This window comes from Streptomyces sp. NPDC045021 (assembly GCF_056432645.1).
The window spans coordinates 78,116-96,656 of the sequence record NZ_JBWKIQ010000019.1; the positions used below are offsets into that span (position 1 = coordinate 78,116).

13 protein-coding genes and 1 pseudogene are annotated in these 18,541 nt (G+C 71.4%); 7 read left to right on the forward strand and 7 right to left on the reverse strand.

Annotation, left to right across the window (positions count from 1 at the left end; translation table 11 throughout):
• The first annotated feature begins 94 nt into the window (after positions 1-94).
• Entirely contained in the window at positions 95-2,710 is a 2,616-nt protein-coding gene (locus AC07DC_RS37705) for a SpoIIE family protein phosphatase (RefSeq protein ID WP_478919294.1), read from the forward strand.
• A 19-nt stretch (positions 2,711-2,729) separates the two neighbouring features.
• Here AC07DC_RS37705 and AC07DC_RS37710 read toward each other — a convergent pair whose 3' ends face one another.
• Positions 2,730-3,656 carry an alpha/beta fold hydrolase gene (locus AC07DC_RS37710; RefSeq protein WP_478919234.1) on the reverse strand — a complete coding sequence of 309 codons (927 nt, stop codon included), beginning with the start codon at positions 3,654-3,656 and terminating at the stop codon, positions 2,730-2,732.
• A 263-nt stretch (positions 3,657-3,919) separates the two neighbouring features.
• On the opposite strand from AC07DC_RS37710, the gene gdhA reads away from it, so the two are divergent.
• From gdhA to AC07DC_RS37725, 3 genes are all read left to right on the forward strand, one after another.
• Complete coding sequence (gdhA, locus tag AC07DC_RS37715) at positions 3,920-5,251, forward strand: NADP-specific glutamate dehydrogenase (protein WP_478919236.1); 1,332 nt, start codon at positions 3,920-3,922, stop codon at positions 5,249-5,251.
• A 78-nt stretch (positions 5,252-5,329) separates the two neighbouring features.
• Positions 5,330-5,959 (forward strand): alpha-ketoglutarate-dependent dioxygenase AlkB, encoded by a 630-nt coding sequence (locus tag AC07DC_RS37720; protein ID WP_478919237.1) that lies wholly within the window; start codon positions 5,330-5,332, stop codon positions 5,957-5,959.
• A gap of 111 nt (positions 5,960-6,070) precedes the next feature.
• Entirely contained in the window at positions 6,071-7,609 is a 1,539-nt protein-coding gene (locus tag AC07DC_RS37725; protein WP_478919238.1) for an ATP-dependent DNA ligase, read from the forward strand.
• A 73-nt stretch (positions 7,610-7,682) separates the two neighbouring features.
• On the opposite strand, the gene AC07DC_RS37730 is transcribed toward AC07DC_RS37725, so the two are convergent.
• A complete protein-coding gene (locus tag AC07DC_RS37730; protein WP_478919240.1) occupies positions 7,683-9,482 on the reverse strand; it encodes a galactose-binding domain-containing protein in 1,800 nt (599 codons plus the stop codon).
• Positions 9,483-9,705: 223 nt separating this feature from the next.
• The gene (locus AC07DC_RS37735; RefSeq protein WP_478919241.1) at positions 9,706-11,133 is read right to left on the reverse strand and encodes an alkaline phosphatase family protein; all 1,428 of its coding nucleotides are present in this window, start codon (positions 11,131-11,133) and stop codon (positions 9,706-9,708) included.
• Between the two features lie 254 nt (positions 11,134-11,387).
• Between AC07DC_RS37735 and AC07DC_RS37740 the strand changes: the two genes are divergently transcribed.
• Both AC07DC_RS37740 and AC07DC_RS37745 read left to right on the forward strand, forming a co-directional pair.
• A complete protein-coding gene (locus AC07DC_RS37740) occupies positions 11,388-11,891 on the forward strand; it encodes a DUF5990 family protein (protein ID WP_478919243.1) in 504 nt (167 codons plus the stop codon).
• Positions 11,888-12,100, forward strand: coding sequence for a DUF4287 domain-containing protein (locus AC07DC_RS37745; protein WP_478919244.1), 213 nt, complete (start codon positions 11,888-11,890; stop codon positions 12,098-12,100). The genes AC07DC_RS37740 and AC07DC_RS37745 overlap by 4 nt, the downstream gene beginning before the upstream one ends.
• A 673-nt stretch (positions 12,101-12,773) precedes the next feature.
• Here the strand turns inward: AC07DC_RS37745 and AC07DC_RS37750 are convergent.
• From AC07DC_RS37750 to AC07DC_RS37765, 4 genes and pseudogenes are all read right to left on the reverse strand, one after another.
• Positions 12,774-13,769: pseudogene (locus AC07DC_RS37750) on the reverse strand (PLP-dependent cysteine synthase family protein); the annotation flags it as partial.
• A 98-nt stretch (positions 13,770-13,867) separates the two neighbouring features.
• The gene (locus tag AC07DC_RS37755; protein ID WP_478919245.1) at positions 13,868-14,572 is read right to left on the reverse strand and encodes a class F sortase; all 705 of its coding nucleotides are present in this window, start codon (positions 14,570-14,572) and stop codon (positions 13,868-13,870) included.
• A 174-nt stretch (positions 14,573-14,746) separates the two neighbouring features.
• Positions 14,747-15,136 (reverse strand): hypothetical protein, encoded by a 390-nt coding sequence (locus AC07DC_RS37760; RefSeq protein WP_478919246.1) that lies wholly within the window; start codon positions 15,134-15,136, stop codon positions 14,747-14,749.
• Between the two features lie 289 nt (positions 15,137-15,425).
• The gene (locus AC07DC_RS37765) at positions 15,426-17,066 is read right to left on the reverse strand and encodes an FAD-dependent oxidoreductase (protein WP_478919248.1); all 1,641 of its coding nucleotides are present in this window, start codon (positions 17,064-17,066) and stop codon (positions 15,426-15,428) included.
• Positions 17,067-17,365: 299 nt separating this feature from the next.
• Here AC07DC_RS37765 and AC07DC_RS37770 point away from each other — a divergent pair, with 299 nt between their 5' ends.
• A complete protein-coding gene (locus AC07DC_RS37770) occupies positions 17,366-18,535 on the forward strand; it encodes a SchA/CurD-like domain-containing protein (protein ID WP_478919249.1) in 1,170 nt (389 codons plus the stop codon).
• Positions 18,536-18,541 lie beyond the last annotated feature (6 nt).

Genomic DNA, 18,541 nt, shown 5'->3' on the forward strand with positions numbered 1-18,541 from the left:
ACTCGCTTCCCGGGGTCATCAGGGGTACACATAGGCCATGGCCCGGTTGACGATCCGACCCTCGGTCGCCTCGCTGGCCGGTCGACGCAAGTGGATGCGTGGGATACGCAGCGTCGCCGGCCAGGTCTTCGCGCTGCAAGTGGTTGTGGTGCTGCTGCTCGTCCTGGCGGCGGTACTGGCGCTCGTCCTGGAGTCGCAGCACGACAGCACCCAGGAGGCCCGCAACCGCTCGGTCGCCGTCGCCCAGACCTTCGCGAACTCGCCGGGAATCGTGGCGGCGCTGCGGGCCCCGAACCCGAGCGCGATCCTCCAGCCGAAGGCCGAGGCCGCCCGGATCAAATCCGGGGTGGACTTCATCGTCGTGCTGAACACCGACGGGATCCGGTACACGCACCCCAAGCCGGACCGCATCGGCAAGAAGTTCGTCGGCAACTACCAGCCGGCCCTGCAGGGCCAGGTGATCACCGAGAAGATCGTCGGAACCATCGGGCCACTCGTCCAGGCCGTGGTCCCCGTCCCCGACGCCAACGGCAAAGTGGTCGGCATGGTCTCCGCCGGGATCACGATCACCAAGGTCAGCGGGGTCGTCGACCGCCAGTTGCCGCTCATCCTCGGTGCCGCGACCGCCGCGCTCGCCCTGGCCACCGTCGGGGCGGCACTCACCAGCAGACGGCTGCTGCGCCAGACACACGGTCTGGGGCCGGCCGAGATGACCCGGATGTACGAGCACCACGACGCGGTGCTGCACGCGGTGCGGGAGGGCGTGGTCATCGTCGGCGGGGACGGCGGGCTGCTGCTCGCCAACGACGAGGCGCGCCGGCTCCTCGAACTGCCGTCGGATGCCGAGGGGCGCCCGGTGACAGACCTCGGACTCGACCGCAGGGCAGCGGAGCTGCTGGCCTCGGGGCAGGCCGTGAACGACGAGGTGCTGCCGGCCGGCGACCGGCTACTGGTGGTGAACATCCGGCCGACCGACCGTGACGGCGGGCCGCCCGGCATGGTCGCCACCCTCCGGGACTCCACGGAGCTGCACGCGCTATCGGGGAAGGCGGAGGCGGGCCGCAGGCGCCTGGCGCTGCTCTACGACGCCAGTGTGGCCATCGGTACCAACCTGGACGTGGCGCAGACCGCGCAGGAACTCGCCCGGGTGGCCGTCCCCCGGTTCGCCGACTTCGTCACCGTCGACCTCGCGGTGCCCGTCCTGAGCGGGGAGGAGCCCTCGGAGCAGGCCGGCTCCAAGATGCAGCGGGTCGCCGTCAGCGGCATCAGGGACGATGTGCCGCTGTATCCGGTGGGCCAGGCGATCACGGTGCTCCCCGCCACCCCGCAGGCCTGGAGCCTCGACACCGGACAGGGCCTGTACGACCCCGACCTCGCCTCGTCCACCGACTGGAAGGTGCAGGATCCCGAGCGCGCCGCCAGGGTGCTCGAGTACGGCATCCACTCGGTCGTCAGAGTGCCGCTGCTCGCCCGGGGCGTTCTGCTGGGCATCGCCAAGTTCTGGCGTTCGGAGCGGCCGGAACGCTTCGACGAGGACGACCTCTCCTTCGCCGAGGAACTGGTCACCCGCGCGGCGGTCTGCATCGACAACGCCCGCCGCTACACGCGCGAGCACGCCATGGCCGTCACCCTCCAGCACAGCCTGCTGCCGCACGGTCTGCCCGACCAGGACGCCGTCGAGGCCGCCTACCGCTATCTGCCCGCCCAGGCCGGCGTGGGCGGGGACTGGTTCGACGTCATCCCCCTGCCGGGCGCCCGGGTCGCGCTGGTGGTGGGCGATGTCGTCGGCCACGGCCTGCACGCCGCCGCCACCATGGGCCGGCTGCGGACAGCGGTCCACAACTTCTCCACGCTGGATCTGCCGCCGGACGAAGTCCTCGGGCACCTCGACGAGCTGGTCAGCCGGATCGACCAGGATCAGACGGCCGCCGGCCACAGCGACGACGTCACGGGAGCGACCTGCCTCTACGCGATCTACGACCCGGTCTCGCGGCTGTGCACCATGGCAAGGGCGGGCCATCCGCCGCCCGCCCTGGTCCACCCCGACGGGACGGTGGAATTCCCCGACCTGCCCGCCGGTCCGCCTCTCGGCGTCGGTGGTCTGCCGTTCTCGACGACGGAACTGCTCCTGCCGGAGGGCAGCCGGCTGGTGCTCTACACGGACGGGCTCGTCGAGGACCGCGAGCGGGACATCGACGACGGCCTGGAGCGGCTGCGCAGCGCCCTCAAGGACAGCGACCGGACCCCGGAGGAGACCTGCGAGGCGGTCCTCGACGCCCTGCTCCCCGCCCATCCGACGGACGACATCGCCCTTCTCGTCGCCCGTACCCGCGTCCTGCCGCCCGACCGGATGGCGGAGTGGGACGTACCGTCCGATCCCGCGGCCGTGTCCGAGGTCCGCGCCGCCGTCAGCCGGAAGCTGGCGAGCTGGGGGCTGGACGAGACGGCCTTCGTGACCGAGCTGATCCTCAGCGAGCTCGTCACCAACGCCATCCGCTACGGCGCGGAGCCGATCAAGGTCCGGCTGCTGCGCGACCGCACGCTTATCTGCGAGGTCTCCGACACCAGCGACACCTCACCGCACCTGCGCTACGCCGCCACGATGGACGAAGGGGGTCGCGGGCTCTTCCTCGTCGCCCAGTTCGCCGAGCGCTGGGGCACCCGCTACACCGCCGCGGGCAAGGTGATCTGGAGCGAGCAGCCGCTCTAGACCGTGCTGTCCCGCCGGGTTACCCGTCGGACTTCACGGCCCCGGTCGGCCGGACGTCGTCCAGCCAGTCCAGCATCCGCCCGGCGACGACGTCCGGTATCTCCAGCTGCGGCACATGGCCGACGCCGGGGAACGTCTCGAAGCGCCAAACGGGATTGCGTGCGGCCGCCGCCCGGGCCGACCGCACCGGCACCAGCCGGTCCCGTTCACCGCTCATGAGGAAGACCGGCATCCGCAGCGCCCGCATCGCGGACCAGTACGCGCTCCGCCGGGCGTTCACCAGCACCAGCGAGCGCGCGGCGGCCAGGAAGGCCGCGTCGAGCCCCGGCACCCCGGCACGCCGCTCCGCCAGCTCGACCGAGGCGCGGACCAGCTCCTCGGGTACCGCCGACGGGTCGGCGCACACGAGCCTCAGCAGTCGTTGCACCTGCTGCCGGGCCGTGCTTCCGGTCCGTGACCGCGCGAGCAGCCGTTCCCCCACCCCCGGCACGGCGTAGAGCAGGAACGCCGACAGGACCAGCGGGTCCGGCCGGGCCCCGAACGGCAGCGGCAGCGCCGGGTCCACGAGGACGAGTCCGGTGGCCGTCTCCGGATGGGCCGCCGCCTGCAGGATCGAGATCATCCCGCCCATGGAGTTGCCCACCAGCACCGCCGGTTCCCCGACGACCTCCCGCAGGAAGCGGTCGAGCAGCGCGACGTTGTCCTGCACGGTCGTGCCCCGGCCCGCCGGATCCGTCAGCCCGAACCCGGCCAGGTCCACCGCGGTCACCCGCAGCCGGCCGGTCAGCAGGGGCGCGAGCAGGCACCAGTTGAGGTGCGATCCGCCGAGCCCGTGCACGAGGACCACTCGCGGTGCGTCCTGCGGGCCCCCGAAGTCGACCCAGTGGACGCGCCCGCCGAGGTCCGCGAAGCGGCTGGTGCCACCCCAGTCGGTCACAGTCGTCATGGCAGCCAGTATTGGCCGCCGGTGCTACCCGGCGGTAGGCCCCCGGCCGCTCGACGAGGATTCGAGCGACCGTCGTTGGTGCCCCCTCCACACTTTCCAGGAGGTAACCCCTGATTCGTTCTTCGCCACTTGTGGACGTCAGGGGCCCGGTGTGAACATCGACCGCTACGGAGCCGGCGGGACCGCCGTGAACGCCGGGCCCGTCGCGCTCGTAGAACAGCGCACAGTGTCCCGCCTCGTAGCCGCTCCTGAATGGACTCGATATGAAGCCTTCCTTCCGTGCCCAGCTGATACAGCGGAACCCGGGCGAGCCCGAATTCCACCAGGCGACACAGGAGGTGCTGGAGACCCTCGCGCCGCTGCTCACGGCGCGTCCCGAGTTCGCCGAGGCGAAGTTGGTCGAGCGCATCTTCGAGCCGGAGCGCCAGCTGATGTTCCGGGTGCCGTGGCAGGACGACTCGGGCGAGATCCACGTCAACCGGGGATTCCGGGTGGAGTTCAACAGCGCGCTGGGACCGTTCAAGGGCGGCCTGCGCTTCCACCCGTCGGTGAACCTCGGCATCGTGAAGTTCCTCGGCTTCGAGCAGATCTTCAAGAACGCCCTCACCGGACTGAACATCGGCGGCGGCAAGGGCGGCAGCGACTTCGACCCGCACGGCCGGTCGGACTCCGAAGTGATGCGGTTCTGCCAGTCGTTCATGACCGAACTCCACCGCCACCTGGGCGAGCACACGGACGTCCCGGCGGGCGACATCGGCGTCGGGGGCCGGGAGATCGGCTACCTCTTCGGCCAGTACAAGCGCATCACCAATCGCTGGGAAGCGGGCGTCCTGACCGGCAAGGGCCTGGAGTGGGGCGGCTCCCAGGCGCGTACCCAGGCCACCGGTTACGGGAACGTCCTGTTCACCGCCGAGATGCTGAAGAAGCGCGGTGAGGACTTCGACGGCCAGCAGGTCACGGTCTCCGGATCGGGCAATGTCGCCATCTACACCATCGAGAAGGCCCAGGCCCTCGGCGCCAACGTGCTGACCTGCTCCGACTCCGGCGGCTACGTCGTGGACGAGAAGGGCATCGACCTCGAACTGCTCCAGCAGATCAAGGAGGTCGAGCGGGGCCGGATCAGCGAGTACGCGCAGCGGCGCGGCGCCTCGGCCCGCTACGTGGCCGGTGGCCGGGTGTGGGACGTGCCCGCCGACGTCGCCCTGCCGTCGGCGACCCAGAACGAACTCGACGCGGACGCTGCCGGGGTTCTCGTCCGCAACGGTGTGAAGGCCGTATCGGAGGGCGCGAACATGCCCACCACTCCGGACGCGGTCAAGCTGCTGCGCGCCGCCGGTGTCGCCTTCGGGCCGGGCAAGGCCGCCAACGCGGGCGGCGTCGCCACCAGCGCGCTGGAGATGCGGCAGAACTCCAGCCGCGAGTCGTGGTCCTTCGAGCGCACGGCGGAGGAGCTCGCGACCATCATGCGCGGCATCCACAACACCTGCTACGACACCGCCGAGCGCTTCGGTGCACCCGGCGACTACGTCACCGGAGCCAACATCGCCGGCTTCGAGCGGGTGGCCTCCGCGATGCTTGCCCAGGGCGTCGTCTGACCGGGCTCCCGCAGGCCCGGGGCAAGGTCCCAGCTCCTATCAATCGCACAGATGTACGAGTCTGTATAGGCTGGTCCCATGGCCGTACATCTGCAGAACTCGCTCTTCGACCAGGAGGACGAGATCGCACCCCGCCCGCTCGACGGGCTGCGCCGCACCGACATCGGGCTCGGCGCCTGGATCGACGTGCTTCCGCAGTGGCTCGTCGGGGCGGACGCGCTCTTCGAAGCGCTGGCGCGGGACGTCGAGTGGCGCGCCGAGCAGCGCGTCATGTACGAGCGGACGGTGGACGTACCGCGACTGCTGTCGTTCTTCGGCGACCGCGACGCCTTGCCGCACCCGGCGCTCGACGCGGCCCGCTCCGCGCTGAGCACGCACTACGCCGCCGACCTCGGCGAGCCGTTCACCACGGCCGGGCTCTGCTTCTACCGCGACGGACGCGATGGTGTCGCCTGGCACGGCGACACCATCGGCCGCGGCGGCACCGAGGACACCATGGTCGCGATCCTCTCCCTGGGGGCGCCGCGGAACCTGGTGCTGCGCCCGCGCGCCGGCGGCCCGGCCGCCGTGCGCATGCCGCTCGGGCACGGCGACCTCCTCGTCATGGGCGGCAGCTGCCAGCGCTCCTGGGAGCACGCGATCCCGAAGACGGCGCGGCCGGTGGGACCGCGGATCAGCGTGCAGTTCCGCCCGCGCGGGGTGCGCTGAACCGGTAGCGGGCGGGCTCGGAGGCGCTTCGCTCCGGGAGACGGGGCGGGAAAGGGGGTACGGATGGGCCACGCGCAGCCTTCACCGCCCCAGCCCTGGAGTTCCCCACCCATGCTGCTTCACGAACTGGCCGTCACCTCCCAGGCCGTCGGCGCCGAGCCGGCCCGCAACGCGAAGATCGCCCTGCTGGCCGGGTACCTCCGGAGCCTGGGGCCGGACGAGCTGCCCGCCGCCGTGGCCCTGCTGTCCGGCGAGTCCCGGCGCATGCGGATCGGGGTCGGCCCCGCGGGCCTGCGCGACCTGCCGCCGCCCGCCGCCGAGCCGGAGCTCGGCGTGCTGGAGGCCCAGGACGTTCTGGCGGCGCTCGCCGCCGTGCACGGACCCGGCTCGCAGGGCGAGCGGCGCCGGCTGCTGGAGGAACTCTTCGCCCGGGCCACCGCGCAGGAGCAGACGTTTCTCAGTGCCGTGCTGGTGGGCGAGTTGCGGCAGGGAGCGCTGGACGCGGTGGTGGCGGACGCCGTCGCCAAGGCGGCCGGCGTGCCGGCGGCGGACGTACGCCGCGCGCTGATGTTCCGCGGCTCCGCCCGTGTCGTCGCGGCGGCCGCCCTGTCGGGCGGGAAGGAAGCGCTGCGCGCGTTCGGACTGGAGGTCGGGCGCCCGGTGCGGCCGATGCTCGCCGCCGCGGCCCCGGACGTCGCCGCGGCCCTGGAACGGGTGAGCCCCGCCGCGCTGGAATGGAAACTGGACGGCATCCGGGTCCAGGTGCACCGGGACGGGGACGACGTCTCGGTGTTCACCCGGAGCCTGGACGACATCACCTCCCGCGTACCGGAGGTGGTGGAGGCCGCACGGTCGCTGCCCGTGCGGACGGCCGTGCTCGACGGTGAGGCCATCACCCTCGGCCCGGACGGACGGCCCCGCCCGTTCCAGGTGACCGCCGCCCGCACCGCCTCGCAGCAGGATCCCGAGCAGCTGCGCGCGCAGGTGCCGCTGAGCGTCTTCTTCTTCGACCTGCTGCACCGTGACGGCACCGATCTGCTCGACCTGCCCGCGGAACGCCGCTGGGCGGAGCTCGATGCGGTGGTGCCGGCGGAACTGCGCGTGCCGCGCACCGTCACCGCGGACGCCGACGCCGCCGCGCGCTTCTTCCACGAGGCGCTCACCCGAGGCCACGAAGGCGTGGTGGCGAAGGACCCGTCCGCACCGTACGCGGCAGGCCGCCGCGGCGCCGGGTGGATCAAGGTCAAGCCACGGCACACCCTGGACCTCGTGGTGACGGCCGCCGAATGGGGCCACGGCAGGCGCCACGGGTGGCTGAGCAATCTGCATCTCGCGGCGCGCGGCGAGGAGTCCGACCCCGCGTCCTGGGTGATGCTCGGCAAGACCTTCAAGGGACTGACCGACGAACTGCTCGCCTGGCAGACCGACGAACTGCTGGAGCGGGAGGAGACCCGCGACAGGTATGTCGTCCACGTCCGGCCGGAACTCGTCGTCGAGGTCGCCTTCGACGGCCTCCAGCGCAGCCCCCGCTACCCGGCGGGGCTCGCCCTGCGCTTCTCGCGCGTCCTGCGCTACCGCGACGACAAGACCGCCGCCGAGGCGGACACCGTCTCCACCGTGCGGGCGCTGGCCGCCGAGGAAGGACTGTGAGCCCTCAGCGGCGCCGCCCGCCCACCTGGTCGTCCGGGCGCAGCGACTGCCGCACCCGGACGACGGAGCGTGCCTACCAGCCCACCGCGACCAGCAGGTACTGCGGGTTCGCGTGGGAGACGAACGAGGACTGGCCGGCGTAGTCGTCGTACGGGAATCCGTACGCCAGCTTGCTGATGCCGTGGTCGTGCCAGAACTTCGCGTAGTAGTTCGCCGGGCCCGCCTGGTAGTACAGGCTGGGGTCCGACCACTGCGACTGTGGCAGCGTGGCGACATGCCGGTTGAGCGCCGAGCACATCCCCGGGCTCTCGGACAGGGTGCCCGCGCATCCGAAGATGTCGGACGCGGGAGCGTTGACGCCGACCGAGTTGGCGTAGGCGGTGAAGTAGTTGGCGTTGACCCCGCCGGCCCGGAAGGTCGGGTCGCTGCCCGGCGCGATGATCCGGTACGGGGCCTGGGACTGCGCCAGCACCTTGAACTGCGCCGGCACCTCGTTGATGAACTTCTGGAAGGTGACCGACCGGTCCTCGGCGAAGGTCGCCTGGTCCTCGCCCACCGACACGTCGTACCCGTCGCGGGTGTGCAGCCGCATCGCGAGCTTCAGACCGAACGCGTCGACCCGCGTGGTGTTGCCGTTGAAGACGTTCGCGCCGACGGTGAACTCGATGAAGTCGAAGTACTGCCCGCTCGGGGTGCCGACGTAGAAGTACATCCGCCCGGCGGAGTTGACGGGCATGTCGAAGTACGGCTGGTCGGCGATCGAGTGGACCTGCCCGTTGTAGCTCCAGTAGACCTGGCTGTCCGGGTACTTGCCGTTCGTCCGGTTGAGGATCTTGAGCATGGCGACGTTCTGCGCGGGCGGGATGGTGCTGGTGTCGCCCCAGAACGAATCGGGGTCCGGCGGCGTGGTCGGGGGAGTCGTGGGCGGCGTGCTGGAGGCACCGGAACGCACCTGGAACTCCCACAGGGAGTAGCCGTAGGCGGTGGCGCGGGTGGTGCCGTTCATGCGGACGTAGCGGCCGGTGCCGGTGACGTCGAGGGTCTGGGTGCCGCCGGTTCCGGTGGTGGTGGAGTAGATCGTGGTCCAGTTGCCGGTGCCGCTGTCGGAGACCTGGATCTGGAAGCCGCTCGCGTACGCCGCCTCCCACTGCAGGACGACCTGGCAGATCTGCTGCGACGCGCCGAGGTCGACCTGGACCCACTGCGGGTCGCTGAAGGCGCTGGACCAGCGGGTCCCGGTGTTGCCGTCGAACGCGGCGCTGGCCGGACTCGCCGCGTTCTCCGTGGATGACGCGGTCGCCGGACGGTTCATTGCGGCGTTGGCGGTGCCGCAGCCGCCGGGGGTGAGGACGCCGTAGACCTGGAACTCCCACAGGGAGTAGCCGTAGGCGGTGGCGCGGGCGGTGCCGTTCATGCGGACGTAGCGGCCGGTGCCGGTGACGTCGAGGGTCTGGGCGCCGCCGGTTCCGGTGGTGGTGGAGTAGATCGTGGTCCAGTTGCCGGTGCCGCTGTCGGAGACCTGGATCTGGAAGCCGCTGGCGTACGCCGCCTCCCACGTCAGCCCGATCTGGCTGACCGAGGCGGTGGCCCCGAGGTCGACCTGAATCCACTGCGGATCGCCGAAGGCGCTGGACCAGCGGGTTCCGGTGTTGCCGTCGACGGCGGCGCCGGCGGGGGTGCCGGCGTTCTCGACGGACGACGCCGTGGCCGGCTTCCCCTGCGAGAGCAGCGCGCCCGCCGCACGGGCCGGCGGCTGCGTCACGGCGAACACCAGGCCCGCCAGCAGCGCGGTCAGCAGAGCGATGAGGAAATACGGTCGGCGCCGGTCGCGGCTCAACCGATGGCGCACCAGCAAGGAACGATCGCCTGACATGGCATCTCCTGAACGGGTGGGGGTCCGTGATGGAGCCGGAAACGCCGAGAGAGCGCTCTCCCGGTGGGGTGATGTTTACAACCGCGTTTCCTCGGCGTCAAGAAGTAGCTCCATAATCGCCCCAACCCACCTGCTGAGAACGAGGGTTGAACACGCGTCGACCGTGTGGAACCCGGGTCGGCCCGGGTTCCACCCGCTCGACGGATCTCCGCGCGGGGTCGGCCTAGGTGTGCGGCCGCCGGCCCTTCTCCTGCTTCGGGAACGTCTGGTCGGCGCCCGGGAGTACCGGCTTGGGAAGGGTGGCCACTTCCTTCTTGGCCTCCTCCAGCTGCTTCGCCGTGTCGTGCGGCAGCCGCGGCGGGCGCGCGGTGGCGTGGGAGAAGCGGAACGCCGAGGTCAGGTCGCCGAAGGTGCGGCGCCGCCACTGCGTGACGTTCGGTGCCTCGACGCCCGTGAACCGCTCAAGGAACTGCAGGGCCGAGGTGTGGTCGAAGGCCTCGCTCGCCACCCAGCCGCCCACGGTCCAGGGCGAGACGATGATGGCCGGGACCCGGAAGCCCCCGCCGATGGGCAGCCCCTGGACGAACTCGTCGGTGGTGCCGGCCTTCGGGGTGGGCGGGGGCACATGGTCGAACAGGCCGTCGTTCTCGTCGTAGTTGAGGATGAACGCGGTCTTCGCCCAGACCTTCGGGTTGGACGCGATCGCCTCGATCTTCTGCGCCACGAAGTCGGCGCCGGCCGCCGGAAGGTAGTCCGGGTGCTCGGACTGGAAGCTCGTCGGCATGATCCAGGAGACCGTCGGCAGCCGGTCGTTGCGGGCGTCGTCCTCGAAGGTGCCCTCGGGCTGCCGGCGCATGCCGCGCTCGTAGAGGTCCTCGCCCGGCTTGGAGTTCTTGAACGTCTGGAACTGCTCCAGCATGTTGCAGCCGTAGTCGTCGTCCTGCTGGTACACCTTCCAGCTGATCCCCGCGGACTGCAGGCGCTCGGCGTACGTCGGCCACCGGTACGGCGTGGGCGCTTTGTTGGTGAGCACCGGGCCGCCCATCGTGCCGCCGGGATCGATGGTGCCGGTCATCCAGTACAGGCGGTTCGGCCAGGTCGGGCCGAAGACCGAGCAGAAGTAGTTGTCGCAGATCGTGAAGGTCTCCGCGAGGGCGAACTGGAAGGGGATGTCCTTCCGCGTGTAGTAGCCCATCACGTACGGGCCGTTGACACCGTCGGCCTTGCGGTGCGCGGGCAGCCACTGGTCCATCCTGCCGCCGTTCCACGCCGCGTGCTGCACGGCCCAGGCGTGGCTGGTGGACGGGATGGCCTGGGCGCTGGACTTGTGGGTGTCCAGATGGAACGGCAGCAGATAGCCGTCCGGATTGACGGTGTCGGGCTGGTAGAACACCGAACGCCCGTTCTCCAGCTTCAGCGCGTGCGGATCGTTGAAGCCGCGGACGCCGGAGAGGGTGCCGAAGTAGTGATCGAAGGAGCGGTTCTCCTGCATCAGCATGACGACGTGCTCGATGTCGTTCAGCGATCCGTGCCGCGGCGGACCTGCCGCGACCGCCTTCTGCACGCTGGGCGGCAGCAGGGAGAGCGCCGCCGCGCCTCCCATCGCCCCCGCCGCCGATCCGAGGAGTCTGCGTCGCGTCAACTCGGCCATGAACATCCCTTCTCGACCTGTCGGTGCGGGCCCTGGACGTGGACCCGCCAACACCCTTCCGGGCGCCGGGAGGGAGGCGAAGGGGGCAATCGGTGAACACGTGAACAACGGGCAACGAGCGCCGGGTCACAGCACGACCGGCCGCGGCGGTGACCGGGAGCCGGGCCGGGCCGGTCACCTCTCGCCGCGACACCTGACAGATGGTCATGGCGGCGGCACACCCCGGGGCCGGGCCGGCGGGGGATGATGGCCGGGTGGAGATCCGTATCGAGGCCTCAGACCTGCCCGGCCGTACCTTCGCCCGGGGCCCGGACCTCCCCGCCGCCGTCAACGTTCACATCGGCGTGCAGCGCAAGGACCGGCCGGGGGAGTGGGTGGGCCTCCACCCGGGTGACGCCGTGTCGGCGGCCTGGACCCTGGACGCCGTCGCCGTTGCGACGGCCACCGGGACGGAACTCGAAGGCCCGTACATCCAGAACCGGTTGGGCGGGCAGTTCGTCTTCCTGGCCTGGGTCACGGTGGACGACGACGCGGGTGTGGCCGACATGCTGCGGCGGGCGAAGCTGATGTTCTCCGACATCCCGCCGGAGGTGTTGGCCGAGGCCTTGCGCGGCGGCCGTCTGATCGCGCGGCTGCGGCTGGCGACCGCCGAGTGGCGGCCGCTGTGCGGGCGGGTGCGACCGCCACTGGTGACCTGGTCGGCGGAGCGCGGCGGCCCGGGTGCGTTGTCAGTGCCGGATGGCAGACTCCACCCATGACGGACGCAGTGAAGGGCCCTGCAAGTTATTTTCCCTCGATCGAGCAGAAGTACGGCCGGCCGATCGCCGAGTGGAAGGACCTCATCCGGTCCTCGCCGCTGACCAGGCACATGGAACTGGTCGGCTGGCTCAAGGCCGAGCACGGCATGGGTCACGGCCATGCGAACGCGCTGGTCGCGCACACCCTCGCCGAGGACGGCGGCAAGTAGCCCGCCGCCGCGGCGGGCGGGCGGCGGGCGGGCGGTCTCCACACCCCGCGTACCCGTTCTGGCACGCATCGCAGACGCCACACCAGTGGTGGGACCGGACCGGCAAATCCGCCGGCCCGCCTGATCCGTTCGGTCGGCGGAGCCGCGGCCGGGCGACCGCTCAGGCTTCCAACGACATCCGGCCGACCAGGGCGACCGCGCGCCCGTCGAGCAGGACGACGGCGGCCTCGTGACGCCGTTCGGGAGTGTCGAGCGCGTCGAGCGCGCTGGAGAGCGGCTGGCCGACACCGACGACGGGCAGCGCCGGTTCGAGATGGTCGCGCAGCGGATCCTCCGGGCGCGCACCCTTGTCGAGTGCCGCTTGGAGCCCGGCAACCTCGGCGGAGCCGATGATCTCGGAGGCGCTGATGCCGAACGGCCGTGCCGCGCGGGCGATCACAACGGGCGCGACCTCGGCGTTCCCCGTGCGCAGCACGGTCAGGGCTTCGCCCAGCGAGGCGGTGGAGGCAACGGTGACCAGGTCCTCGCCGTGGCCCGGGACTCCGCCCAGGACCGTACGCACCGTCGGCTCCGTGTCGTCGCCGTGGCGCGGCTCCTCCAGGAAGCCCCGCTGCCGGAGCCAGTCGTCACTGAGCGCCGAGGAGAGATAGGACCGGCCCGAGTCGGGCAGCAGGACGACGACCAGGTCGTCGGGGCCCAACCGCCGTGCCACCCGCAGCGCCGCGGCCACCGCCGTCCCCGAGGAGGGGCCCACCAGCAGTCCTTCCTCGCGGGCCATCCGCCGCGCGGTCAGCAACGACTCGCGGTCCGGCACCCGTTCGAACACGTCGACCACGTTCCGGTGGTAGGACTCGGGCCACACGTCCTCCTGGGTCTCCGGGTGGACGAAGTGGCCGATGCTCTCCACGAAGTAGGCGCTGCCGTCACCGCCGGAGTACACCGACGCCTCCGGGTCCGCGCCGACGACGGTGATCCGTCCTCCGGAGGCCTTCCGGAGGAATTCGCCGGTGCCGCTGATGGTGCCGCCGGTGCCGACGCCCGCCACGAAGTGCGTGACCCGGCCGCCGGTCTGCTCCCAGATCTCCGGCCCGGTGGTCAGCACATGGGCGTCCGGGTTGGCCGGGTTGTCGTACTGATTCGCCAGCCAGGCTCCGGGGATCTCCTCGGCGAGCCTGCGCACCACATGGAAGAGGTGGTCGGGATGGTCCTTGGACAGCGCGGTCGGGGCGAGCACGACCTCGGCGCCGTAGGCCCGCAGGATGTCGCTCTTCTCCCTGGCGGCCCGCTCGGACACCCCGATCACCACCCGGTAGCCGTGCTGCCGCCCGACGATGGCCAGCCCGATGCCGGTGTTCCCCGACGTCGCCTCGATGATCGTCCCACCCGGCCGGAGGGCTCCGGTACGCTCCGCCTCCCGCACCATCGCAAGCGCGGCGCGGTCCTTGACGCTGCCGCCGATGTTGAGGAACTCCGCCTTCGCGTAGACCGGCGTCACGATTCCCTCGCCCAGGTGCCCCAGCCGGAACAGGGGTGTGCCGCCGATCGCGTCCGTGACCGATTCGTAGACGGTCATCACTGGAACCTCGTCCTTCGTGCGGTGGTTTCGACGCGACGGAACCACCGGACGTGAAGGACCAGCGGCAACCCCGCGGGCCGGCGTCCAGGTCATGGACCCGCAGGTGGACGATACCGCGATCGCCCCCCGGGCCGGCCGGGGGGCGATCAGCCGATCAGCAGAGAACGAGGCTGGTGCGGCGGGGCCGGTGGTCAGCCCTGGCGGGAGGAGTCCAGGTGGGCGAAGACGACCACGTTGTCCTTGTAGTCCTTCTTCTTGTGGTCGTACGAGCCGCCGCAGGTGATGATGCGCAACTGGGCGTTCGGGGTGTCGGCGTAGACCCGCTGGTCGGGGAAGTTGTCCTTGGAGAAGGTCTCGACGGAGTCGACCTTGAATTTCACGATGATGCCGTCGGCGCGGGTGATCTCCGCGGTGCTGCCCGGCTTGACCATGCTGAGCAGGAAGAACACCGCGGGGCCCGTCGTGGTGTCGACATGGCCGGCGACGATCGCGTTGCCGCGTTCGCCGGGTGTGGGGCCCTCCGCGTACCAGCCGGCCATGTTGTTGTTGTCCGACGGCGGGGGCTCCAGCTTGCCCGACTTGCCGATGTGCAGCGGGGTGAAGGGGGCGCTCACGCCGATCGCGGGAATCGTCAGCAGGGTGGGCCGCGACGCGGGAAGCGAGGGGGCGGCGCCGGCGCTGGCGGGCGGCGGGGCCGCCGCGCGGACGGTGGCCGGCGCCACGACGGCGGTGGGGGGCGGCGGCGCGGTCTCGGAGGAGGCGTCGACGGAGTTGTAGATGAGGAAGGCACCGAGCAGGGCCGCGCCGGTGGCCCAGCCCAGGACTCGCGACCGGCCGTCGCCGTCCGGTGCGTTCTCCGCCGCGCCGGCGCTTCGCTGTGTGGGCTGCTGGGCCATTCGGTGATGCCTCTCCATCGGCTCTGAAGTCTGAAGTTCTGAAGCTTTGAAACTCTGCGGTTCTCCGGCGTCCGTGCGTGGCACCGGACGGGGCCCGGAACCCGGCGCTGCCACCGTCATCGTGGGACGACGGTGGCAACGACAGGACGGCGCGTGGATCAGGTCCGCGTCGGATCAGGCCGCGAGGCCGGAGGGGGCGCTGCGGCGGCGCAGGACGAAGGCGCCGGCGCCGAGGCCGCCGAGCAGCAGGACCGAGCCGGCGGCCAGGCCGCCGCCCGACAGGGCCATGCCGCCACCGCCGGTGTGCATGCCACCGTGCGGCTTCTTGGACTCCTGGCCCTTCCACCCGTCCTCGGACTTGGCGCCCTTCTTGGACTCCTGGCTCTTCCACCCGTCCTCGGACTTGGCGCCCTGCTCGGACGGGGACCAGCTGTCGCTGGAAGAAGAAGAGGTGCTCGGGTCGTATGCGTTGTGGGCACCCGTGGCGGCGTGGGCGGCGGGAGCGGCGAGGGCGAGGACTGCCGAGAGGGTTGCTCCGGCCAGCAGGGTGCGAGCAGTGCGCATGGGAGGGTTCCTTCCGCCGCGACGTGCGCTGGCTGACAGGGCATCAGCCATAGGAAGCGCAGTAGCGACGTCATCACCGTCAGTCATATGCCGACGTTGTGCCACCGGAGAGGGCGCAATGGGTGACGGCCTGCGCCCTTCGGGTGGCGCCGGCCAGGGGGAGCGGCGCGGCATCGAGCTGACGGTTCCTCACCCCGACGAGCCATCACCGCCCAGCCCGGCGGAGCGGAACGCGAACATGACGTAGCGGGCCGCGCGACGCTCCGCGCGGCCCGCTCCATGTCAGCTGTCATCCGTTGCCGGGAACCCTGCCCAGCACCTTCTGCAGCACGTCCTCCAGTGTCCGCCCGGCGTCCGCGTCCGCGGTTCGCGACCGCCACGCGATGAATCCGTCCGGGCGGATCAGGACGGCCCCGTCGCTCTCCGCCCCGTGCAACTGCGCCCAGTCGGCGCCGTCCTCGGGAGTCAGTTCGTGGTGCGCGTCCGAGCCCACCCGGTAGCAGGCCAGCGGGATGCCGGTGCGCTCGGCGATGCGCAGACCGGCCTCGTGCCAGGCGTCACCGTCGGGGCCGCTGAGCAGTACCGGCGTCCGCTCGTACAGGTCGAGGGTGGAGAGCCGTACGTCTCCCTCACGCAACCACATGTGCGGGGCCCGGCCGCCCGGCTGGGCCAGCGGACGGAACTCCTCCGGGACGGCCGGCTGGTCCTGCGGCGCGCCCACGACGGCGCCGTCGAGGTAGCGGTAGCCCAGCACCACCGCGAGCATTCCGGGCTTCCGGCCGGCGCCGGGGCTCACGTCGTAGCCCGGGTGACGGTGTTCGGCGGAGCGGGTCGAGGCGCGGGCGCCGGTGGCCAGCGCCACCGGCCGCCGCTCGGCGTCGTACGTCTCCAGCAGCCCCGGGCCCGCCCAGCCCCGCAGGACCGCGGCGAGCTTCCAGGCGAGGTTGTGCGCGTCCTGGATGCCGGTGTTCGAACCGAACGCCCCGGTGGGGGACATCTCGTGCGCCGAGTCGCCGGCCAGGAAGATCCGGCCGACGCCGTAGCGCTCGGCCACCCGTTCCGCGGCATGCCACGGAGCCTTCCCGGTGACCTCCACCTCCAGATCGGGCACACCGACCGCGGTGCGGATCAGCGCCTCGCACCGCTGGTCGGTGAAGTCCTCCAACGTCTCGCCGCTGTCGGGCCGCCAGGGCGCGTGGAACACCCAGTTCTGGTCGTTGTCGACGGGCAGCAGCGCTCCGGGGCTCTCGGGGTTGGTCAGGTAGCAGACGATGAAGCGGCGATCGCCGACCGCGTCAGCCAGCCGCTTGGCACGGAAGGTGATGCTCACGTTGTGGAACAGGTCGCCGGCCCCGGTCATCCCGATGCCGAGCCGCTCGCGCACCGGGCTGCGCGGCCCGTCCGCGGCGACGAGGTACTGCGCCCGGATCGTCCGCTCCTCACCCGTCTCGCGGGATCGGACCACTGCCGTCACCCCTTCGGCGTCCTGCTCGGCGGAGATCAGTTCGTTGCCGAAGCGGATGTCGCCGCCGAGGTCGAGGGCGCTGCGCAGCAGTACCGGTTCCAGGTCGTTCTGGCTGCACAGGCACCAGCCGGACGGGCTGAACCTGGCCAGCGCCCCACCGGGGTCGATCTGCTTGAAGAGCCATTCCTGTTCCGAGCCGGTCAGCGTGTCGGCCTGCAGGATGCCGTGGTTCTCGGCCAGGACGGAGGCGGCCTCGCGGATCAGCGGTTCGACCCCCGCCGTCCGGAACAGTTCCATCGTGCGGACGTTGTTGCCGCGGCCGCGGGGGTGGTGCGAGGTCTGTGCGTGCCGTTCCACGAGCACGTGCTCGATGCCGAGCCGGCCGAGGAACAGTGAGGCGGACAGCCCCACCAGGGAGCCACCAACGATCAGGACGGGCACGCGATCGTCGATTTTCGACGTCATGAGGTCTCCAGACAGGGGTTGTGCGGGGCGGGTCCGCCGCGGGTTCACGGCGGCCGTTCACGGCTGCGTTCCTCCTTTCCCTGTCCGAAGGCGGTTGACCGGGACTTCACTCGGCCGCCTCACGTACCGTGCGCGATTCATGCCGTTATGTGAGCATCGGGCGTAGCCGAGCACGCCTTGTGCATATGCAGAGGGCAAGGCATGCGGCAGTCGGCAGGGGTGTCGGAGTCCCCGACCCGTCATCGAAGCCGCATCCGGCGGGCGGAACAGCCCGCACCCTGAACGAGAGGACGAACACGGTGACGACTCTGGACGACCGGCGTACGGCGGATCCCACCCTCGAGGCGACCCGGCTGCGCGTCGTACTCCTGCTGGATGTCCTCGAAGGCCGAGAGGAACGTTTCCTCGAGGCGTACGAGGAGATCCGGCACCAGGTGGCCGGGGTACCGGGCCACGTCAGCGACCAGCTCTGCCAGTCGCTCGGAAATTCGTCCCAATGGCTCATCACCAGCGAATGGGAGGGCAGCGAGCCCTTCCTGGCCTGGGTGGAGAGCGCGGCCCACCGCAAGATGGTCGAACCGCTGCACGGATGCGTCCGGGACACCACGTCCCTGCGCTTCGTGATCGCCCGGGAGACCCCCGATCCGCTGGCCGCCGACGTCCGCCCGGAACGGCGCGCGGCCCGACCGGCCGCTGCCAAGGGGACCGGTGCGTCACGCGCCGCCGTACTCGACCCGCTGCCCGCACCGCCGCTGTGCTCGGGCGGAGTGGTCCGCCACGCGATCACCTTCACCGTCAAGCCCGGCAGCGAGCCGGCCGTCGCCAAGATCCTGGCCGGCTACCGCTCCCCGCAGGCCCGTGTGGACGACACCACGCAGCTGCGCCGCACCTCGCTGTTCATGCATGGCAACCGGGTCGTCCGGGCCGTCGAGGTGACGGGCGACCTGGGCAACGCGCTGCGGCACGTCGCCGCCCAGCCCGAGGTCCGGGCCGTCGAGGAAGCGATCAACCCGTATCTGGAGGAGGCCCGGGACCTCACCGACGGGTCGTCCGCCCGCGCCTTCTTCGCCCGCGCGGCGCTCCCCGCCGTCGAACACGTCACGGGCGGCGCCGAACCCGGGCCGGACGACGGCATCACCCGCCGTGGGTACTTCTACCCCGTCAAGCCCGGCCGCGGCGAGGCGGCGGCACGCCTGATCGCCGAGCTGGACGCGGCGGCCGCGGCCGACCCCGGGCAGCGCCTCGTGGGCAGCACGGTCTTCCTCCGCGACGACGTCCTCGTCCGCGTCGTCGACCTGAAGGAGTCGGGCCGCCGCTCGCCGGCCGCCGGGCTCGCGGGTGACGTGGCCAAGAAGCTGCACCGGCTGCTCGACCTCGCGAAGCACCACGACCCCTCCGCCGCCGACGAACTCTCGTACGGCGCCGAGGCGATGGACCTGATCACCGACCGCCGGGCGCAGGCCGCCTGAACCCCC